The following is a 22489-nucleotide window of genomic DNA, read 5'->3' on the forward strand; positions in this document are numbered from 1 at the left end:
CCTGAAAACCAGGTTTAAAGATTCATATAAAGCAATAGATCTATTATAAAAATTATAAATCATATTAAGGGAGAGATTATACATGACAACAGTATATTATAACGGAGACGTAAACGAAGCAGCATTACAAGGGAAAAAAGTAGCAATCATTGGTTATGGTTCACAAGGTCATGCACATGCATTAAATTTAAAAGAAAGTGGAGTAGACGTAGTAGTAGGTGTACGTCAAGGCGGTTCTTTTAATAAAGCAGTTGAAGATGGTCATCATGTTGTAACAGTTGCTGAAGCAGCAGAGCTTGGCGATTTAGTAATGGTATTACTTCCAGATGAGCAACAAGCAAAGGTATATGAAGCAGAAATTAAGCCTGGATTAGAAGCTGGTAATTCATTAGTATTTGCTCATGGCTTCAATGTACATTTCAGCCAAATCGTACCACCAGCTGATGTTGATGTATTCCTAGTAGCTCCAAAAGGTCCAGGACATTTAGTAAGAAGAACATATGAGCAAGGTGCTGGAGTTCCTGCATTATTCGCAATCTACCAAGATGTTACTGGTACTGCAAAAGAAAAAGCATTAGCATACGCGAAAGGTGTAGGCTCAGCTCGTGCGGGTGTTCTTGAAACTACATTTAAAGAAGAAACAGAAACTGATTTATTCGGTGAGCAAGCAGTACTTTGTGGTGGTTTAACTTCATTAGTAAAAGCAGGTTTCGAAACATTAGTAGAAGCTGGATACCAACCAGAAGTTGCTTATTTCGAGTGTTTACATGAATTAAAATTAATCGTTGATTTAATGTATGAAGATGGTATGGCAGGAATGAGATATTCAATTTCTGATACAGCACAATGGGGTGACTTTGTTTCAGGACCAAGAGTTGTAGACGGACGTTCTAAAGAAGCAATGAAAGAAGTATTAAAAGATATTCAAAATGGTAAATTTGCTAAAGATTGGATCTTAGAAAACCAAGCAAATCGTCCTCAATTCAATGCAATCAATAACAATGAAAATGAACATCAAATTGAAGTAGTTGGGAAAAAATTACGTGCAATGATGCCATTTGTAAAATCAAACCAAAAACAGAAAGAAGCGGTGAGTGTGAGTGCGAAAAATTAACCTATTTGATACAACGCTCCGTGATGGTGAGCAATCTCCTGGTGTAAACCTTAATGTAAAGGAAAAACTTGAGATTGCGAAACAACTAGAAAAACTCGGAATGGACGTTATTGAAGCAGGATTTCCTGCTACTTCAAAAGGTGATTTATTAGCAGTTCAAGAGATCGCGAAAACTGTAAAAAATAGTTCTGTAACTGGTCTTGCTCGCTCAGTTAAAGGAGATATTGATGCAGCGTGGGAAGCATTAAAATATGCAGAAGAACCTAGACTTCATGTGTTCCTAGCAACTTCTCCAATTCACAGAGAGTTTAAGTTGAAGAAAACAAAGGAACAGGTTATTTCGACAGCAGTTGAATCTGTTAAATATGCTGCTCAATTTTTCCCAATCATTCAATGGTCAGCGGAGGATGCTTGTCGAACTGAATTACCTTACCTAGCTGAGATTGTTGAACAGGTAATTGCAGCAGGTGCACACGTTATTAATATTCCTGATACAGTAGGATACATTACGCCTAAGGAATATGGTGAAATTTTCACATATCTTCGTGAGAATGTAAAAGGAATCGAAAATATTATTCTATCAGCACACTGTCATGATGATTTAGGCATGGCAGTTGCTAATTCTTTATCAGCGATTGAGCATGGTGCTGGTCAAATCGAAGGAACAATCAATGGAATTGGTGAAAGAGCAGGTAATGCAGCCTTAGAAGAAGTGGCAGTAGCACTTCATATTAGAAGCGATTACTATAAAGCTAAAACTGGTTTATATTTGAAAGAAACAAAACGCTCGAGTGATCTGATTAGTAGTTTAACTGGAATGGCTGTTCCTGGAAACAAGGCAGTGGTTGGTAAAAATGCCTTTGCTCATGAATCGGGAATCCATCAGGATGGTGTATTAAAAGAGAAAACAACATACGAAATCATTTCACCAGATCTTGTTGGTGTATCTACAAATTCTATGGTTCTTGGGAAACATTCCGGACGTCATGCATTTAAAAATAGATTACAAGAATTAGGTTATGAGATTTCTGATGAAGAAGTGAATAAGTTATTCGTTGCATTTAAAGAATTAACAGAAAAGAAAAAAGAAATTTCTGATGATGATTTAAAAGCACTGTTAATTGAAGAAAAAGTGTCAAATAAAGAAGCTGCATACGAATTGAAGTCATTACAAGTTCAATACGGTACAGCACAGATTCCAACTGCAACTATTACGTTAACAAATGCAGATAATGTAATAATCCAGGAAGCTGCAACAGGAGCAGGAAGTGTTGAGGCAATCTATAACACACTAGAACGTTGTATCGGTCAAACAATTAACCTAGTTGATTATCGTATCCAATCCAACAGTGGTGGTAGAGATGCTCTTGCACAAGTATATGTAAAAATGCAAATTGGTGAACATGAAGCAAGTGGTAGAGGTATGGCACAAGATGTTTTAGAAGCATCAGCTAAAGCTTATATCAATGCAGTTAACCGTATTTCATTGCTTTCTGAAATGCCAAATGAATTATTAGAAGCAAGTCTACTAAAATAAATTACTCGGAGGGGGTTAGAACATGAAGAAAAGAATTGCATTATTACCGGGTGATGGAATAGGCAAAGAGGTAGTGGATGTAACAGTTGAAGTATTAAAAACAGTAGCAGAACACTTTCACCATCAATTTCAGTTTGATTATGGACTTATCGGTGGAGATGCAATTGATCAAAAGGGAAATCCATTGCCAGAAGAAACAATTGCTATTTGCAAGCAGGCGGATGCAATTATTCTAGGTGCTGTTGGTGGACCCAAATGGGATCAAAACCCAATGGAGCTTCGTCCAGAACGTGGACTATTAGCGCTCCGAAAAGAGCTTGATTTGTTTGCGAATCTTCGCCCGATTACTACGTTCGATAGCTTACTAGATTCTTCCCCTTTAAAGAAGGAGTATGTTAATGGAGTAGACTTTGTTATCGTACGCGAACTAACAGGTGGGTTGTATTTCGGTAAACCAAGTGAACGTATAACGTATGAAGGTCAGGAAGCTGTTGTTGATACACTTCTTTATAAACGCTCTGAGATTGAGAGAATTATTGAATCAGCATTTGAAATTGCATCAAAACGACGACGAAAACATATTACATCAGTTGATAAAGCAAATGTATTAGAATCTAGTCGTGTTTGGAGAGAAGTAGCTGAGGAGGTAGCAAAACGCTATCCTGATGTTACACTTGAACATATGCTAGTGGATAATGCAGCAATGCAACTAATTCGTTCGCCAAAGCAGTTTGATGTTATTGTCACTGAAAATATGTTCGGGGATATATTAAGTGATGAGGCGTCGATGATTACTGGATCACTTGGAATGTTAGCATCTGCAAGTCTTTCTTCAACAGGACTACATTTATATGAACCAATTCATGGTTCTGCTCCTGATATTGCTGGGAAAAATATAGCAAATCCTGTAGCGACTATTCTGTCAGCAGCAATGATGCTTCGCCAATCGTTTGGTTTAGAGGAAGAAGCAAAAGCAATTGAGAAAGCTGTTGATAATGTTCTGAACTCTGGGACTCGTACAGCAGATCTTGCTCAAGGTAATAAAGCTGCCTCAACACAACAAATGGCTGAGGAAATCAAAAATGCACTTGCAGATGACCATGCTATTTTAAACATTATGGAAGCTTATTCGTAAACCTTAGAACCAATAAGAAGGATAGTTTTCTATTATTGAAACGAATGTAAGTAATATAGTGTTTTTATAAAACCTATTTTGTATGAGGGGCCTGACACTTACTTCGTCAGCCCCTCATTTTTCAATCAAAGAGGGGGTTTGAAGACCATGACCGTGAAACCGAGAACAATAATTGAAAAAATTTATGATGAGCATATTGTTCAACAAGAACAGGGTAAACCAGATCTTATTTATATAGATTTACATTTAATCCATGAAGTTACATCACCACAAGCATTTGAAGGATTACGTGAAAAGAATCGTCAAGTGAGAAGACCAGATCGAACTTTTGCAACAATGGATCATAATGTTCCAACTGTTAATCGTTTTGTTATAAATGACGAGGTTGCGAAAAATCAAATTAGTGCATTAGAACGAAACTGTAAAGAATTTGGTATTCGCTTAGCAGACTTAACAAGTGAAGATCAAGGAATTGTTCATGTTATTGGGCCGGAGCTTGGATTAACACTACCTGGAAAAACAATTGTTTGTGGTGATAGTCATACATCTACACATGGAGCATTCGGCTCAATTGCTTTTGGTATCGGAACGAGTGAAGTAGAACATGTTTTAGCAACGCAGACATTATGGAGACAGCGTCCAAAAACACTTAATATTCATGTGCCTGGTAAACTTCAAAAAGGAGTTACTGCAAAGGATGTTATTTTAGCTGTTATTGGAAAATATGGTGTTCGCTTTGGAACAGGGTTTATTATTGAGTATACGGGTGAAGTTATCGAGAATCTTTCAATGGATGAGCGTATGACTATTTGTAATATGTCAATTGAAGCAGGAGCTAGAGCTGGATTAATCGCACCTGACGAAACAACATATTCTTATATTAAGGGTCGAAAATATGCACCAAAAGGTGAAGAGTTTGATAAAGCAGTAGAGTATTGGCAAACGCTGAAGACTGATGAAGGTGCAGAGTATGATGAAGTTATTACATTAAATGGTGAAGATATTCCACCAATGGTAACTTGGGGAACTAATCCTGGAATGTCAGTTGGTGTTGATGAGAAAACACCAGATCTTGCTAGCTTTACTAATGAAGAAGAAGTTGATGAAGCTAAGCGTGCATACAGCTATATGGGACTTGAGCCTAATACTCAAATTGAAAAAATTACAGTTGAGCATGTATTTATAGGATCTTGTACAAATTCACGTATAACAGACTTAAGACAAGCGGCAGAAGTGATTACAAGTCTAAAAGGATTAAAAGTTCCTTCAAATGTTCGTGCGATGGTTGTTCCAGGATCACAAAAGGTTAAAAAGGTAGCAGAAGCAGAAGGTCTTGATGTGATCTTTAAAGAAGCTGGCTTTGAATGGAGAGAATCAGGCTGTAGTATGTGCTTAAGTATGAATAATGATGTTGTACCAGACGGAGAACGTTGTGCTTCAACATCTAACCGAAACTTCGAGGGAAGACAAGGTAAAGGTGCTAGAACTCATTTAGTTAGTCCGGCAATGGCAGCAGCAGCTGCTCTACATGGTAGATTTGTAGATGTTCGTCATATCAAGGAAGGTGCAATGTCCTTTTAATATAGGCTCTATTAGGGTGATAAACAGTGTTTTCAGAGAATAAAAGTACTAATCTATCACGAAAAGATGTTCGGAAGAAAACCTTAATTAAAAGCAATATTATGAATGAGTAACTTTAGGAGGGGAAATATGAAACCTTTTACAACACATACAGGGAAAGTAGCTGTATTAAATCGTGCAAATGTTGACACTGATCAAATCATTCCTAAGCAATTCTTAAAGAGAATAGAGAAAACAGGATATGGTAGATTTGCTTTTTTTGATTGGAGATACCTTCCAGATGGAAGTGAAAATCCAGATTTTGAATTAAATCAAGAGCAAAGTAAAGGGGCCTCCGTTCTTCTTGCTGGTGAGAACTTTGGCTGTGGATCATCTCGTGAGCATGCACCATGGGCTCTATCAGATTATGGATTCCAAGTGATTTTAGCACCTTCTTATGCTGATATCTTTCATCAAAACTGTTTAAAAAACGGAATATTACCTATAGCATTAGATCAATCTGTTTTAGATTTAATACGTCAGAGATCCTATGTTGAAGGCTATGAATTGAAAATTGATTTACAGAAGCAAAAGATTTTAGATAATGATGGATTATCACAAGATTTTTCTGTTGATCCTTATTGGAAAGATATGCTTTTATATGGTAAAGATGAAATAGATTTAACGTTAAATTATGGTGAAAATATCACGAAATATGAAGATACTAGAAAAGCAACATTTCTATGAGCGTAAAGTTAATTTAATAAAATATATTCAATAATTGTTGAGCTTCTCTTTAAAATGAAGCTCAATTTTTTGTTTGTGACTATTAACAAGTTCGTTCCATTTCTCTCCAGACACAAGATTCGCCGGGGAGGAAGCTTTGTCTCCTCGGCTTCGTGTGGCATCTCACCCTCTCCTCTAAACCCGCAGGAGTCAAGTGTCTTCCGCTCCATTCCACTATAATGTATCCAACTACAATAAATTCTTTTAAGATACTTTGTGAAAATCAAATGCATGTAATGAAATAAACAACAAAATATAATTATTAAGAAAATAAATTAACACAAAAACTCATTTCAGAAAGAAATACCTACTAGTAAAAATGTATTTTTTATACTAGGCTCGGTAGACTCTATGTAAGCCTGTTAACTTCAATCAACAATTTCATAATAAGCATCATTAAGCTGACTTTGTTTCATAAAAATATGTTTAGTTAACCGTTATAAAAATTAAATCAATTTCACTGTTTGAACTTGCGCTTGTTTTCCAAGACTTGGATTGTTACACTTGTATGCATACAAAGGTTGCTGGAGTTGACCACATATGAAGGAAGATAAACGATCAAATGTTATCCCTTTTCCGAATTTAAAAGAGAAATTTTTGGATAAAGGAATGGCACTTTTAAAGGAAAAGAAATACACTGAAGCACTTGGAATGTTTTCAGAAGCAAAAGCATTAAATGAGGATAAGGCAGAAATTTATTTAGGAATGGCCATTTGCTTGATGGAGCTTGGTGAGTTAAATGAAGCAAAAGATGTTTGTAAAAAAATGCTTCAAGAAGATATAGGGCATTATTTCACTGTTCTACAAATTTATTTAACAATCTTGATTCAATTAAGAGAGTATCAAGAAGTACAAGCAACAATAGAGGCTGTTTTAGAAGAAAATACCCTGCCTGCAGAAAGTGCTGAACATTTCTATAAATTATTAGAGTTTAGCAGAAAAATGACACAAAATCAGGATGATATCGTTGAGGATCTAGAAGAGACCCAAGAACCTACGATGTACATAGAAGATATCCTTGAAGATGTCTCAAAGCAAATGTCTTATGTTGAGTCTTTAAGAGATCGAAATATTAGTAAGCATTTTTCCTCACTAAAGGTACTGTTGGAAAATCCTATGACTCACCCTATGGTTAAGACAATGATTTTGCATTTGATGATTGAAAATGAGATAAGCAAAGAAGTAACAGTAACAAAGTTTGGTGAATCAATAAGTATAATACCTTCAGAGCTGAATGATATTTCAGATCATCTTTTCACAAAAAAGGTATTAAATATATTAGACGATACACTAGGAATAGAAAATCCTACTCTTTATGAAGCTGTAAAAGAAATCTGGATCAGACATTTATATGTACTATATCCATTTTTACCAAAACCAACTGAAGAGAAGCTATGGGCAGCGGCTTTACAAATTGTTGGCTATGAAATGCATGGAATTGGGTTAGAAATAGAAGAAATAGAGCAATTGTATGATAAATCAATTTCTCATCTAGAGGAAGCCTGTCAAAAAATATATCAAATAGAAGAAATTTCTTATATGCAAATATAAGCTAAATGTTGAAAGGTATATATTCTATGTTATAATTAAATGGTTGCAAAATAGTGATCATCGTATATTAGGTCTTTTTTATCGTGGGCAAAATAGGCCTTCTTTTTTATTACGAAATCCTGAGCATGGTTAGTATCCGGTTATTGTTTACCGTACATAAAAACAGGTATATGATCTAGGCAGTTTGTTCAAACTGGACAAGCAGCCAAAAATTACCTATCACTTATTCGCACATCATAATAGATCTTTGGAGGGAACAACATATGTCAGTAAAATTTGAAAAACTTGAGGGGAACGAAGGCGTTCTTACGGTTGAAGTATCTGCAGAGGACTTCACACAAGCACTTGACGAAGCATTCAAAAAAGTAGTAAAACAAGTATCTATTCCAGGATTCCGTAAAGGCAAAATCCCACGTGGCATGTTCGAGCAACGCTTTGGTGTTGAATCATTATATCAAGATGCTTTAGATATTATCTTACCAAAAGCATATCCAAATGCAGTTGACGAAGCTGGAATCGATCCTGTTGATCGTCCTGAAATCGATGTTGAACAAATCGAAAAAGGCAAAAGCTTAATCTTCACTGCAAAGGTTACAGTTAAACCTGAAGTTAAATTAGGTGAATACAAAGGTCTAGAAGTTGAAAAACTTGACGATACTGTAACAGATGAAGATATTGAAAATGAATTAAAGCAACTTCAAGAGCGTAATGCAGAGTTAGTTGTTAAAGAAGAAGGTTCAATTGAGAATGGTGATACAACTGTTATCGATTTTGACGGATATGTTGATGGTGAAGCATTCGAAGGTGGAGCTGCTGAAAACTACTCGTTAGAAATTGGATCAGGATCATTTATCCCAGGTTTTGAAGAACAGCTTATTGGTTTAGAAGCAGGCGCTGAGAAGGATGTAGAAGTAACATTCCCAGAAGAGTACCATGCAGAGAATCTTGCAGGAAAGCCAGCAGTATTTAAAGTGAAAATTCATGAAATTAAAACAAAAGAGCTTCCAGCTTTAGATGATGAATTTGCTAAAGATGTTAACGAAGAAGTTGAAACTCTTGATGAACTTAAAGCTCAAACAAGAACTCGCCTTGAAGAAGCGAAAAAGACAGAAGCTGAAAACCACTTACGTGATACATTAGTAGAAAAAGCTGCTGCAAGTGTTGAAGTTGACATTCCAAATGCATTGATTGAAAATGAAATTTCAAGAATGATGCAGGAATTTGAACAACGTCTTCAAATGCAAGGTATGAATTTAGAGCTTTACTTCCAGTTCTCTGGACAAGATGAAGAAGCACTAAAAGCACAAATGAAAGATGACGCTGAAAAACGCGTTAAATATAACTTAACACTTGAAGCGATTGTAAAAGCAGAAAACATTGAAGTTTCTGATGAAGATGTAGAAGCAGAAATCGCTAAAATGGCTGAGATGTATAACATGCCTGTTGAGAACGTTAAACAAGCATTAGGTGGATCAGCTGATGGACTTAAGGAAGATCTAAAAGTTCGTAAAGCAATTGATTTCCTTGTTGAAAATAGCAAAGTTGTTGCATAATATAATTATAGAACAAGGCGCGAGTAGATCGTGCCTTGTTTTGTACAAATAAGGGCTGTTAATAGTTCAGTTACATATAGCTAATTCGTAAAGTTTGAAGTTTTATTATTTACATAGTATGAGATTTAAGTTTACGTATAATTAGACCACTTTTAATAATCATGTTTTAAATAATCATGTTTTAAATATATTCCTTTGGGAATGATATAAGAAAGCCATTACATACATAAAATAAGATAACATGCACCACCATTCTTACTAAAAAAATCATGAACACTTGCAGGATAGGGTAGTTGAGGCTTGTTTATATTTGTCAATCTTCATCTTTGTAACCTTTTTCAGGTGACAAAAGTAGTATCACTACCTCTCATTGCTCTACTTATGGTAAAATGCAATACATACCTGTTTTACAATTTCTGTTTGAGGAACTACTACCTACATGGAGAGATTTGGGTAGCTCGGATTGATTGAGATAAAGATATAAGGGGTGAAACAATGTTTAAATTTAACGACGAAAAAGGACAACTAAAATGTTCGTTTTGTGGTAAAACTCAAGATCAGGTTCGTAAATTAGTTGCAGGACCTGGAGTATATATATGTGATGAGTGTATCGAACTCTGCACAGAGATCGTAGAAGAAGAACTTGGTACTGAAGAAGAAGTAGAATTTAAGGATGTACCAAAACCAAAAGAAATTAATGATATTCTTGATGAGTATGTAATTGGTCAGGATAATGCGAAAAAATCATTGGCAGTGGCTGTTTACAATCATTATAAAAGAATTAACTCCAATAGCAAAATTGACGATGTTGAATTATCAAAAAGTAATATCTCAATGATTGGTCCAACTGGTAGTGGTAAAACTCTACTTGCACAAACATTAGCTCGTATACTTAATGTACCATTTGCAATTGCTGATGCTACGTCATTAACTGAAGCTGGTTATGTTGGGGAAGATGTTGAAAATATCTTACTAAAGCTTATCCAAGCTGCAGATTATGATGTTGAAAAAGCTGAAAAAGGTATTATTTATATTGATGAAATTGATAAAGTTGCTCGAAAGTCTGAAAATCCATCAATTACACGTGACGTTTCAGGTGAGGGAGTTCAGCAAGCTTTATTGAAAATTCTTGAAGGTACTGTGGCAAGTGTTCCACCTCAGGGCGGAAGAAAACATCCACATCAAGAATTTATCCAAATTGATACAACGAACATTTTGTTTATATGTGGTGGGGCATTCGATGGTATTGAACAAATCATCAAGCGTCGTTTAGGCAGAAAGGTAATTGGCTTTGGATCTGATAATAAAAATGCTGATCTAGACAAAAAAGCACTTCTTTCACAGGTATTACCGGAAGATTTACTTAAATTCGGTTTAATTCCTGAATTTATTGGACGTTTACCTGTTATTGCAAGCTTGGAGCCACTTGATGAAGAGGCTTTAGTAGAGATTTTAACTAAGCCAAAAAATGCATTAGTTAAGCAATATCAGAAAATGCTTGATTTAGATGGAGTGGAACTTGAGTTTGAAGATGGTGCACTGTTAGAAATTGCGAAAAAAGCAATTGAAAGAAAAACAGGCGCTCGTGGACTTCGTTCGATAATTGAAGGAATTATGTTAGATATGATGTTTGACTTACCATCAAGAGATGATATTGTTAAAACAATTATTACGGATGAAGCAGTAAAAGGTGAAATGCCACCTAAACTTGTCTTAAAAGACGGAACTGTTATTCAAGAAGATAAAAAGACTTCTGCTTAATTGAATACTTATTAAAAAGGGATGAAAGCTGTAAACAGCTTTCATCCCTTTTTTGATTTCCATAATGCAGTATTACCTGAATCATAAACATAGGAAATTCTTCAATAGAATCTATAAATGATGTTTAATCCTTCCATTGCTAGGAGATACTAGCTATAAATAACCGCTTCTAAAATAGTTAAAAAATAGTGTTGCTTAAGAATTAAGAATGACAAGCAGTAGCTTGTCTTTTGTTAACTATTAGGGTAATTCCCCTAACTACATAACAATTTTTATCTGATTTATATTTTTTAGGAAGAACTATTGACTAGGTTCTAATCTGGAAGATTGTTGTTTGTAAAGGTACGTGGCTTATGTTATTCATATTATCCTTTTTGTTTTGTACTTTTTATGGGAAGTGTAATTCAAAATGAAAACATAACCAAGAATCTTAAAAGAAACAGGTTTTAAGTATTCCTAGAAGAAATATGTGTATCAAGATTATCAATATTCTTTTACAACGCCTTAAAGTATTTAGATTTAATTTATTTTTCACCTTTGTGGTAATAAGCATCTTAGTAGGAGGGACGACAATGAGCTGGACAAGTATTGCTTTGTTTATTCAATTGTTCTTTGGAATTATTATAGGAATGTATTTTTGGAACCTATTAAAAAATCAACGGTCACAAAAGGTCTCAATTGATCGTGAATCTAAAAAAGAGATGGAACAGTTGAGGAAAATGAGGGCTATAAAGCTAACGGAACCATTAGCGGAGAAAGTTAGACCAAATAGTTTTGATGATATTGTTGGACAACAAGATGGTATTCGTTCACTACAAGCTGCATTATGTAGTGCTAATCCACAGCATGTTATTGTATATGGACCACCAGGAGTTGGAAAAACAGCTGCAGCAAGACTAGTATTAGAGGAAGCAAAACGAAATAAACGATCACCATTTAATAATAACGCTGTATTTGTAGAGTTAGATGCTACGACAGCAAGGTTTGATGAAAGAGGAATTGCGGATCCTTTAATTGGCTCAGTGCATGACCCTATTTATCAAGGTGCAGGTGCTATGGGACAAGCTGGAATTCCACAGCCAAAACAGGGTGCAGTAACACATGCTCACGGTGGTGTTTTATTTATTGATGAAATTGGAGAACTTCATCCAATTCAAATGAATAAGCTTTTAAAAGTTCTTGAGGATCGAAAAGTTTTTCTAGAAAGTGCATACTATAACGAAGAAAACAATCAAATACCAACACATATTCATGATATTTTTAAAAATGGATTGCCAGCAGATTTCCGCTTAATTGGTGCAACAACACGAACGCCAAATGAAATCCCACCTGCAATTCGATCAAGATGTTTGGAAGTATTTTTTAGAGAATTAGAGCAGGATGAATTAAAGGTAATTGCAAAGAAAGCTGCTAGTAAAGTAAGCATGGACGTAAGTGATGAAGGCATTGATTTGTTAACTTCTTATGTACGAAATGGTCGTGAAGTTGTTAACTTAATGCAGATTGCAACTGGTGTTGCATTATCTGAGGATCGTGGCATCATTACAGTTGAAGATATTGAATGGGTTATTAATTCTAGTCAATTAACACCTAGATATGATCGTAAAATAAATGAAAGTGCTAAGGTAGGTTTAGTTAACGGTTTAGCTGTTCATGGACCAAATACAGGGGCGCTATTAGAGATTGAAGTAACGGTTATTTCAGCAGAGAAGGACAAAGGTACGATTAACATTACAGGTATTGTGGAGGAAGAAAGCATCGGTGATCGATCAAAGTCGATTAGAAGAAAAAGTATGGCAAAAGGCTCGATTGAAAATGTAATAACTGTTTTGCGCTCAATGGGAATTAATGCGAGCGATTTTGATATCCATGTGAATTTTCCAGGTGGAACACCGATCGATGGGCCCTCAGCAGGTATTGCAATGGCAACAGGAATCTTTTCGGCCATACATCGCATAGCAATTAATAATAAAGTCGCCATGACTGGAGAAATAAGTATCCATGGAAATGTAAAGCCTATCGGAGGCGTTATTCCTAAAATTAAAGCAGCGAAAAAAGCTGGAGTAGAAACAGTTATTATTCCACAAGAGAATATGCAATCTATTTTAAAGGAAATTCAAGGAATTAATATTGTGCCTGTTTCTAATTTACAGGAAGTATTTGATTTAGCACTGGTTGATCCACCAACCGAAAAGGTTGAAACGATTATCCAAAAGGAATCACAAGCTTTCCCACAGCAAGAATCTGTATAATAGGAGAAAACCTACTCGAGTAATGTATGAGAACTCGAGTAGGTCTTTTTTTTGGGGTTTTTTCATAGTTAACAAAGTAATATAAGGTGTTAAAGATTGTTTTTTATGTTAATCACTAAGCTAAGCATCTCTTTATGGTAAAACAATAACTCTTTAGTAAAAAGCTCATTTTTATAAATGATTTTCAGATTTTCTTTTTCAAATGTGAGGAATAGGGTATACTACGTATGGAATTGGTTGTAAAGTTGTTACAAATAGACACTTGAAAAAGAATAAGATAGAATTGAACAATAACTTACTATTATGTCATGGAGGTGTAAACGCATGGCGAAATCAACTACTCAAATCGTCCCACTTCTTCCGTTAAGAGGCTTATTAGTCTATCCGACGATGGTATTGCATCTTGACGTAGGAAGAGATAAGTCTGTACAGGCGTTAGAGAAGGCAATGATGGAAGATCATATCATCTTTTTAACAACACAAAAAGAGATTTCGATAGATGAGCCACAAGAAGAAGACATTTATGAAATTGGTACTTTAACAAAGATTAAGCAAATGCTTAAATTACCAAATGGGACAATTCGCGTTCTCGTAGAAGGAATCGAACGAGGAGAAATAGAACGTTTTGTTGAAGAAGATAACTATTATTCTGTAGAAATAACCATGCATAAAGACCCAGAAGAAAAAGGTGTGGAAGAAGAAGCTTTAATGAGAACAATGTTGGAATACTTTGAACAATACATAAAGCTTTCTAAAAAAGTATCCGCAGAAACATATGCAACTGTTTCAGATATTAATGAACCAGGTCGTATGGCAGATATTATTTCATCCCACCTACCACTTAAGCTTAAAGAAAAGCAAGAGGTTTTGGAAACTCTGGATGTGAAAGAAAGACTAAACAAAGTAATTTCGATTATTCATAATGAAAAAGAAGTTCTTCAGCTTGAGAAAAAGATTGGTCAGCGTGTTAAGCGTTCAATGGAAAGAACACAGAAAGAATATTATTTGCGTGAGCAAATGAAGGCCATTCAGAAAGAACTTGGAGAGAAGGAAGGGAAACTTGGAGAAGTTTCTTCACTTTCCGAAAAGATTGAAGCAGCAGGAATGCCTGATCATGTTAAACTACTTGCTTTAAAGGAACTTGATCGTTATGAAAAAGTTCCATCAAGCTCTGCTGAAAGTGCCGTTATTCGAAATTATATTGACTGGCTACTTTCTTTACCTTGGACAAACGCAACTGAAGATAGATTGGATGTTAATGTTGCTGAGAATATTCTAAACGAAGATCATTATGGCTTAGAGAAAGTAAAGGATCGTGTGATTGAATATTTAGCTGTTCAACAGCTTACTAATTCGCTAAAAGGTCCTATACTTTGTTTGGCAGGACCTCCTGGAGTTGGGAAAACATCCTTAGCACGATCAATCGCAAAATCGCTAAACCGTAATTTCGTCAGAATTTCTCTAGGTGGAGTAAGAGATGAATCTGAAATTCGTGGTCATCGCCGAACATATGTGGGAGCAATGCCAGGCAGAATCATTCAAGGGATGAAAAAGGCAGGAACAATTAACCCAGTGTTTCTTTTAGATGAAATTGACAAAATGTCCAGTGATTTCAGGGGAGATCCTTCAGCGGCTTTACTAGAAGTATTAGATCCAGAGCAAAACCATAATTTTAGTGATCATTATATTGAGGAAACATATGATTTATCAAAGGTAATGTTTATTGCAACAGCAAATAATTTGGCGACAATACCTGGTCCTCTGCGTGATCGTATGGAAATCATTACGATTGCTGGGTATACTGAGCTGGAAAAAGTTCATATAGCGAAAGATCATTTACTACCCCGCCAGTTAGAAGATCACGGCTTAAAGAAAGCGAATTTACAAATACGCGAAGATGCAATTCAAAGTATTATTCGTTACTTTACTAGAGAAGCTGGAGTGCGTGGCTTAGAGCGTCAATTAGCTTCGGTATGTCGAAAGGCAGCAAAGCTTGTAGTAAAGCAGGAGCGTAAGAAAATTATTGTTACGGATAAAAACATTGAAGAGTTTCTTGGCAAAAAGCAATTTAGATATGGACAGGCCGAGCTTGAGGACCAAATTGGGGTTGCAACAGGCTTAGCTTATACAACCGTAGGTGGAGATACGTTATCAATAGAGGTATCAGTTTCACCTGGTAAAGGGAAATTGATTTTGACTGGTAAGCTTGGCGATGTTATGAAAGAGTCTGCACAAGCTGCTTTTAGCTATATTCGCTCTCGAGCTGAAGAGCTAAAAATTGACCGTGATTTTCATGAGAAAAATGATATCCATGTCCATGTTCCAGAAGGTGCTGTTCCAAAGGATGGGCCATCAGCAGGAATTACAATGGCAACAGCTCTTATCTCAGCTTTAACTGGTAGACCTGTTCGTAAAGAGGTAGGAATGACTGGGGAAATAACGTTACGTGGAAGAGTACTTCCAATAGGCGGATTAAAAGAGAAAACGCTAAGTGCGCATCGTGCAGGGTTAACTAAAATTATTGCACCTAAGGATAATGAAAAGGATTTAGATGATATCCCTGAGAGTGTTCGTAATGAACTAACCTTTTTACTTGTGTCACATTTAGATGAAGTATTAAAACATGCGTTAGCAGAGGAGAAATAATGAAGGTTACAAGTTCTGAAATTGTTATTAGTGCTGTAAAGCCTGCGCAATATCCTGATGTAAATATTCCGGAGATAGCATTAGCAGGTCGATCAAATGTTGGGAAATCATCATTTATAAATAAAATTTTAGCAAGAAAAAATCTTGCTAGAACATCCTCCAAACCTGGTAAAACACAAACGTTAAACTTTTATATAATCAACGAAATTCTTCATTTTGTTGATGTGCCTGGTTATGGATATGCAAAGGTTAGTAAAAAAGAGCGTGAAGCATGGGGCAAAATGATTGAAACATATATTACAACACGAGATCAGCTGAGAGCTGTTGTGTTATTAATTGATGTTCGTCATCCACCATCTAAAGATGATGTTTTAATGTATAATTTTTTAAAGCATTATAATATCCCAACAATTATTGTTGCGACAAAAGCAGATAAAATCCCTAAAGGGAAATGGCAGAAGCATGTTAAAGTGATTAAAGATACATTAGACATGGATAAATCAGATTCATTAGTTTTATTTTCATCAGAAACAGGTCAAGGTAAAACAGAGGTATGGAGCATTATTGAACACTATACTTCATAATGAAAAAGGCTGACTAAATGATAGTCAGCCTTTTTTGCGTTATTTAGCTTTAGGAGTATAAAATCCGAAGCGTCTATACCCTATCACACTTCAGAGCAAGTTCCTGTGTTTTTATGCACGATTACTTGCGTTTCTTCATTAATAATAAGTAGCTACCAATTATAATAAGTAAAAGAGGCCAATATTTTTCAATTAAAGTTGCAAAATTTTGAAGTAATGTTATGGATTCGATGATTCTTTGGAAAAAATGCAGGAATAATCCAGTAGCAAATAATGCAACCCCTTGAACATAGCCTGTTTTCGTTTTAATAGAAGTTAAAATCATCCCGATTGCTAGTATGAATAAAAACGCTGCTGGATAATCCGGCCATGAAGTGAGTTTATCATGATAAATGAAATGCACACCAAGTCCAGTTAAGATAACTCCTGGTAATATAGATGAAAAATCTTGGGCAAAATGTCCGCTAATTAAGAATGCAAAGCCTAGTAAAATTAATAACATTTGCCAACTATTTTGGAAGTTAAATAAATGGATATTAAAATTTTGGATAGAATAAAAAATACCGAGAGCCAATAAGATAATTGCTGGTAATAATTTTTGGTTTTTCATCGTACACCTCTAGGAAAATAATTGATTAATCCGAGCTTTTTTCGTAAACTTAGCTGCTTTAGTATATTTAAGGAATAGCATTGTATAAAGTCTAGTGGCATCTTTTCATCGAAAAATATACATTTTAACTAACAACAAATTTATAAAAAAAGCTTTATGTCATACTTGATAAATTGAAATGCTAATACGAGCCATTAGCTTGATTATTACGTTAATATTTGTTATTGTACTCATTGAGAGTATGAGTAATTTGTCTTAGTATGTAGAATGTTTAATGAGAATAGATGATTTTCAATAAATAATGAACAAACATATTTTATCATATAGTTTCAAACACTGTTCACATTTTTTAACAGAGTTTTTACTATAAGATGATATACTAGTAAATAGAGATCCTTGTATGTGGGGGTGTAAAAGGGAATGCATATACTTGTTGTCGGGCTAAACTATAAAACTGCCCCTGTTGAAATTCGTGAGAAGCTTAACTTTCAACCAGAAGAGCTTGCAGTTGCGATGAAACAGTTAAAAAAACAAAAAAGTGTACTTGAAAATGTAATTGTATCTACATGTAATCGAACTGAGTTATATGCGGTAGTTGATCAGCTACACACTGGTCGTTACTATATAAAAGCATTTTTAGCTGAGTGGTTCGGATTAGATAAAGATGAGATCACACCATATTTAACGATATTTGAACAAGATGGAGCACTTGATCACTTGTGTAAAGTTGCTTGTGGGCTAGATTCAATGATTCTAGGTGAAACACAAATATTAGGACAGGTTCGTTCTAGCTTTTTACTTGCGCAGGAACACAACACAATTGGTACAATCTTTAATCAATTGTTCAAGCAAGTTATCACATTAGCTAAACGCTCACATTCTGAAACTGATATAGGTGCAAACGCAGTATCTGTTAGTTATGCAGCTGTGGAGCTAGCTAAAAAAATCTTTGGTGATTTACGTTCAAAGCATGTTCTTATTTTAGGTGCCGGAAAAATGGGCGAGCTTGCTGTGCAAAATTTACATGGCAGTGGTGTTGGAAAAGTAACTGTTATGAATAGAACATTGCAAAAGGCAGAAGAGCTAGCAAATCGTTTTGATGGTAATGCGAAGGGGATTAACGAACTTCAATGTGGCTTGATTGAAGCGGATATACTTATTAGTTCAACAGGAGCTAAAAACTTCGTGATTACAAAGGAAATGGTCACTCATGTTGAGAAAATGAGAAAAGGTCGCCCATTGTTTATGGTTGATATTGCTGTACCGAGAGATTTAGATCCGAAGCTAGCCGATTTAGATAGTGTTTTCCTATATGATATTGATGATCTTCAAGGAATTGTAGAAGCGAATCTTCAGGAACGTAAAGTTGCTGCTGAGAAAATTGAACTTATGATAGAGGAAGAGATCGTTCAATTTAAGCAATGGATTAATACACTAGGTGTTGTACCAGTCATTGCTGCTCTTCGTAATAAAGCACTAACTGTTCAAGCAGAAACAATGGAAAGCATTGAACGAAAAATGCCAAACTTAACTGAACGTGAAAGAAAAGTGCTTAATAAGCATACGAAAAGCATCATCAATCAATTGCTAAAAGATCCTATTGTTAAAGTAAAGGAACTTTCTGCTGAACCAAACGCTCAAGAATCATTGGACCTTTTTAAAAAGATATTTAACATTGAAGATGATGTTGAAGAACAAATGGTTAAAGAAAGATTGGAAAAGCAATCATTAAGATCTAATGAGCAGATGATCGATTATCGTGCTTCACTTCAATCGTAAGTGAAAGGACCTTTCATTATGGAAATGAGTTTGACTAGAATTAATGAAGTTACCATCATTCTTTATGCATTATGTGTACTTTTATATTTTATAGATTTTCTTAATAATAACCGGAAGGCTAATCGTGCTGCCTTCTGGTTACTTTCTATTGTTTGGCTTTTGCAAACAATTTTTTTATTTGCCCGTATGTTTGAAACAGGGCGCTTTCCAGTGCTTAATATGTTTGAAGGGCTATATTTTTACACCTGGGTACTTGTAACACTCTCTGTAGTATTAAACAAATTTCTTCGAGCAGAATTTATTATCTTTTTTACAAATATCATCGGATTCATTATGATGTCCATTCACACATTTGCACCGGCGCAATATGAATCTGCTGCAGTATCAAGTCAGCTAGTATCTGAGTTACTATTAATTCATATTACGATGGCTATTTTATCTTATGGGGCATTTTCACTATCATTTGTATTTTCTACTTTATATGTTATTCAACATAACTTATTAAAAAAGAAAAAATGGGGAAAACGTCTGCTTCGTATAGAGGATTTATCAAAGCTTGATCACATGTCATATGTATTAAATGTAATTGGTGTGCCGATGCTTTTATTAAGTTTGATATTAGGTATTATTTGGGCATATATCAAAGTGGTAAACTTCCATTGGTATGATGCAAAAATACTAGGTTCTTTTACAGTTTTACTCACATATAGCGCTTACTTGTATATAAGAATTGTAAGAGAATTGCAAGGTAAATCAGTAGCATTAATGAATATCGCAGCTTTTCTAGTGTTATTAATAAATTTTTTCTTATTTGGTAGTTTATCAAGATTTCATATTTGGAATTCATAAAGAATCTAGGGATGTAGTAGGAGGAAAACATGCGTAAAATTGTCATAGGCTCAAGACGGAGTAAATTAGCATTAACGCAAACAAATTGGGTAATTAATCAATTAAAGGCTTTTGGTTTACCCTTTGAATTTGAAATAAAGGAAATCGTAACAAAAGGTGATCGAATCTTAGATGTAACTTTATCAAAGGTTGGTGGAAAAGGGTTATTTGTTAAAGAAATTGAACAGGCAATGATTGATGGTGACATTGATATGGCTGTACATAGCATGAAAGATATGCCTGGTATTCTTCCAGATGGTTTAACAATTGGTTGTATTCCAAAACGAGAAGACCATCGTGATGTACTAATTTCAAAGGATCATAAAAAGCTTTCTGAGCTTCCAGCAGGAGCAATTATTGGCACAAGTAGTTTAAGACGAAGTGCACAGCTATTGATCGAACGACCTGATATTGAAATTAAATGGATTCGTGGAAACATAGATACCCGACTTGATAAATTAAAAACTGAAGATTATGATGCTATTATTTTAGCAGCAGCAGGTTTATCAAGAATGGGATGGAGTAAGGATGTTGTGACAGAATTTCTAGAGCCTGAGTCATGCTTACCTGCAGTAGGTCAAGGTGCACTAGCAATTGAGTGTCGTGAAAATGATGAAGAGCTATTAAACTTATTAGAAAAGTTAACAGATATGAGAACTAAGTTAGCTGTAACAGCAGAAAGAACCTTCTTAACAAAAATGGAGGGTGGATGCCAAGTGCCAATTGCAGGCTTTGCAACGGTAAATGAAGATGATGAAGTTTCCTTTACTGGCTTAATCGCTTCTCCTGATGGAAAAGAGTTATATAAGCAACATGTTACAGGTAATAATCCTGAGGAATTAGGCAGAAAAGTTGCTGAAGCTTTAACTGAACAAGGAGCAAAAGAATTGATTGACCGAGTGAAAGAGGAGCTAGATCAATAATGAAAAGCATAGATCCTTTGCAAGGGAAGCGAGTATTAATAACACGAGCGAAATCTCAGGTTGAAGGATTTATTCGCAAAATTGAAGAGTCAGGTGGAGTAGCCATTTCTGCTCCACTTCTTCAAATAGAAGCAAATGATTCGAATGAAGCAGAAATTGCAACCATACTTAATAAACTTGAAGATTATCATTGTATTGTTTTTACCAGTGCGAATGGTGTCATACATTTTAAACATTATCTAGATAATTATCATATATCCTATGATTCTTTACAGCATTTAATTGCTGCTTCAGTTGGTAGAAAAACAAGTGAAAAAATGAAAGAGATCGGTCTAGAAGTTTCAATTGTTCCAGAGGAATTCGTTGCTGAAAAATTAGCAGAAAGCATATCCACTAACCTACATACGAACGCTAAAATACTTGTTATTCGTGGTAATCTTGCACGACCAACCCTTGTAACAGAATTGCAAAATAAAGGGTATGAAGTAACAGATCTAGTTGTCTATAAAACAGTACATAATGTTTCAGAAGCAAAAAAGCTACACAGTCATATAGTGAACGATGAGATTGATTATATAACCTTCACAAGCTCTTCAACGGTTGATAGCTTTATGAAGGTGCTTAATCAAGAAGAACTACATCATCACTTAAAAAAGCTGACTTTTATCTGTATTGGTCCCATTACGAACGATACACTTAAAGGCTACGGATTTATAGGGTTTATGCCACAAAATTATACAATTGATGATATGGTACAGTTAATGATAGAACTTGAGGATAACTAAGGGAGGACTTCAGATGAATATCGAATTTACAAGACATCGTCGTTTACGAAACAGTGATAGCATGAGATCAATCCTAAGGGAAACACATCTTAGAGCAGAGGATTTTATTTACCCAATTTTTGCAGTTGAAGGGGAAAATAAGAAAAACGAAGTTCCATCTATGCCAGGTGTTTTTCATTTATCACTAGATCTATTAAATGCTGAGATAGAAGAAATTGTTTCATTAGGTATTAAATCTATTATTTTATTTGGAGTTCCAGAAGAAAAAGATGATGTTGGCACGCAAGCCTATCATGATAATGGAATCGTTCAACGTGCAACAAGACAGGTTAAGGAAGCTTTTCCAGAGCTTGTTGTAGTGGCTGATACTTGCTTATGTCAATACACTGATCATGGACATTGTGGCATTGTAGAGAATGGGAAAATATTAAACGATCCTACATTAGATTTATTAGCACGTACTGCAGTGAGTCAAGCAAAAGCTGGCGCAGATATTATTGCCCCTTCAAATATGATGGATGGCTTTGTTGCAGCCATTCGCTATGGTTTAGATGAAGCTGGCTTTGAGCATATTCCGATTATGTCTTATGCTGTTAAATATGCAAGTGCATTTTATGGTCCTTTCCGTGATGCAGCACACAGTACACCGCAGTTTGGTGATCGTAAAACATATCAAATGGATCCGGCTAATCGTGATGAAGCGTTAAGAGAGGCACAATCAGATATAGAAGAGGGTGCAGATTTCTTAATTGTGAAACCTGCTTTAGCTTATTTAGATATTATTCGTGATGTGAAAAACAACTTTAATGCTCCTGTTGTTGCGTATAATGTAAGTGGAGAATATTCAATGATTAAAGCAGCAGCGCAAAATGGTTGGGTAGATGAAAAAGCAATGGTTATGGAAATGCTAATTGGGATGAAGCGTGCAGGTGTAGATTTAGTCATTACTTATTTTGCAAAAGATGTAGCACGTTGGTTAAAAGAAGATCAACAATGAATAAATCAATTGTAAGAAAGGGGAATAC

At 35.2% G+C, this 22489-nt stretch carries 17 protein-coding genes; 16 read left to right on the plus strand and 1 reads right to left on the minus strand.

The features are described from left to right. The first annotated feature begins 82 nt into the window (after positions 1-82). The 11 genes from ilvC to yihA all read left to right on the plus strand — a co-directional run bounded on the left by ilvC (position 83) and on the right by yihA (position 16479). The gene (gene ilvC / locus JOC75_RS18250; protein ID WP_146949208.1) at positions 83-1114 is read left to right on the plus strand and encodes a ketol-acid reductoisomerase; all 1032 of its coding nucleotides are present in this window, start codon (positions 83-85) and stop codon (positions 1112-1114) included. After that, positions 1101-2651: a 2-isopropylmalate synthase gene (locus tag JOC75_RS18255; protein ID WP_204955440.1), complete on the plus strand. Its 1551-nt coding sequence runs from the start codon at positions 1101-1103 to the stop codon at positions 2649-2651. The genes ilvC and JOC75_RS18255 overlap by 14 nt, the downstream gene beginning before the upstream one ends. A gap of 22 nt (positions 2652-2673) precedes the next feature. Further along, positions 2674-3786: a 3-isopropylmalate dehydrogenase gene (gene leuB, locus JOC75_RS18260; protein WP_204955441.1), complete on the plus strand. Its 1113-nt coding sequence runs from the start codon at positions 2674-2676 to the stop codon at positions 3784-3786. Between the two features lie 153 nt (positions 3787-3939). Continuing rightward, positions 3940-5367 (plus strand): 3-isopropylmalate dehydratase large subunit, encoded by a 1428-nt coding sequence (gene leuC / locus JOC75_RS18265; RefSeq protein WP_204955523.1) that lies wholly within the window; start codon positions 3940-3942, stop codon positions 5365-5367. A gap of 129 nt (positions 5368-5496) precedes the next feature. Next, positions 5497-6093 carry a 3-isopropylmalate dehydratase small subunit gene (gene leuD / locus JOC75_RS18270; protein ID WP_204955442.1) on the plus strand — a complete coding sequence of 199 codons (597 nt, stop codon included), beginning with the start codon at positions 5497-5499 and terminating at the stop codon, positions 6091-6093. Positions 6094-6672: 579 nt separating this feature from the next. Continuing rightward, positions 6673-7683, plus strand: a complete 1011-nt coding sequence (locus JOC75_RS18275) for a tetratricopeptide repeat protein (RefSeq protein WP_204955443.1) — start codon at positions 6673-6675, stop codon at positions 7681-7683. Positions 7684-7946: 263 nt separating this feature from the next. After that, positions 7947-9236 carry a trigger factor gene (gene tig / locus JOC75_RS18280; protein WP_204955444.1) on the plus strand — a complete coding sequence of 430 codons (1290 nt, stop codon included), beginning with the start codon at positions 7947-7949 and terminating at the stop codon, positions 9234-9236. 495 nt (positions 9237-9731) lie between these two features. Next, positions 9732-10997 (plus strand): ATP-dependent protease ATP-binding subunit ClpX, encoded by a 1266-nt coding sequence (clpX, locus tag JOC75_RS18285; protein WP_146949199.1) that lies wholly within the window; start codon positions 9732-9734, stop codon positions 10995-10997. A gap of 572 nt (positions 10998-11569) precedes the next feature. Continuing rightward, positions 11570-13249 (plus strand): ATP-dependent protease LonB, encoded by a 1680-nt coding sequence (gene lonB, locus JOC75_RS18290; protein WP_204955445.1) that lies wholly within the window; start codon positions 11570-11572, stop codon positions 13247-13249. Positions 13250-13573: 324 nt separating this feature from the next. Next, on the plus strand, positions 13574-15895 hold the full coding sequence (gene lon, locus JOC75_RS18295) for an endopeptidase La (RefSeq protein ID WP_204955446.1): 2322 nt from the start codon (positions 13574-13576) through the stop codon (positions 15893-15895). After that, positions 15895-16479, plus strand: coding sequence for a ribosome biogenesis GTP-binding protein YihA/YsxC (gene yihA / locus JOC75_RS18300; RefSeq protein WP_204955447.1), 585 nt, complete (start codon positions 15895-15897; stop codon positions 16477-16479). Before lon ends, yihA begins: the two co-directional genes overlap by 1 nt. A 121-nt stretch (positions 16480-16600) precedes the next feature. Here yihA and JOC75_RS18305 read toward each other — a convergent pair whose 3' ends face one another. Beyond that, positions 16601-17089, minus strand: coding sequence for a LiaI-LiaF-like domain-containing protein (locus JOC75_RS18305; protein ID WP_204955448.1), 489 nt, complete (start codon positions 17087-17089; stop codon positions 16601-16603). Between the two features lie 420 nt (positions 17090-17509). Between JOC75_RS18305 and hemA the strand changes: the two genes are divergently transcribed. The 5 genes from hemA to hemB are packed head-to-tail and all read left to right on the plus strand — an operon-like array spanning position 17510 to position 22461. Next, the gene (gene hemA / locus JOC75_RS18310; RefSeq protein ID WP_204955449.1) at positions 17510-18868 is read left to right on the plus strand and encodes a glutamyl-tRNA reductase; all 1359 of its coding nucleotides are present in this window, start codon (positions 17510-17512) and stop codon (positions 18866-18868) included. An 18-nt stretch (positions 18869-18886) separates the two neighbouring features. After that, positions 18887-19717: a cytochrome C assembly family protein gene (locus tag JOC75_RS18315; RefSeq protein ID WP_239589564.1), complete on the plus strand. Its 831-nt coding sequence runs from the start codon at positions 18887-18889 to the stop codon at positions 19715-19717. Positions 19718-19746: 29 nt separating this feature from the next. After that, entirely contained in the window at positions 19747-20679 is a 933-nt protein-coding gene (gene hemC / locus JOC75_RS18320) for a hydroxymethylbilane synthase (RefSeq protein ID WP_204955450.1), read from the plus strand. Then, a complete protein-coding gene (locus JOC75_RS18325; RefSeq protein ID WP_204955451.1) occupies positions 20679-21464 on the plus strand; it encodes a uroporphyrinogen-III synthase in 786 nt (261 codons plus the stop codon). The genes hemC and JOC75_RS18325 overlap by 1 nt, the downstream gene beginning before the upstream one ends. A 13-nt stretch (positions 21465-21477) precedes the next feature. After that, positions 21478-22461, plus strand: coding sequence for a porphobilinogen synthase (gene hemB / locus JOC75_RS18330; RefSeq protein WP_146949190.1), 984 nt, complete (start codon positions 21478-21480; stop codon positions 22459-22461). Positions 22462-22489: the final 28 nt, after the last annotated feature.

Origin of the sequence: Metabacillus crassostreae (assembly GCF_016908395.1) — a bacterium.
GTDB classification, from domain to species: domain Bacteria; phylum Bacillota; class Bacilli; order Bacillales; family Bacillaceae; genus Metabacillus; species Metabacillus crassostreae.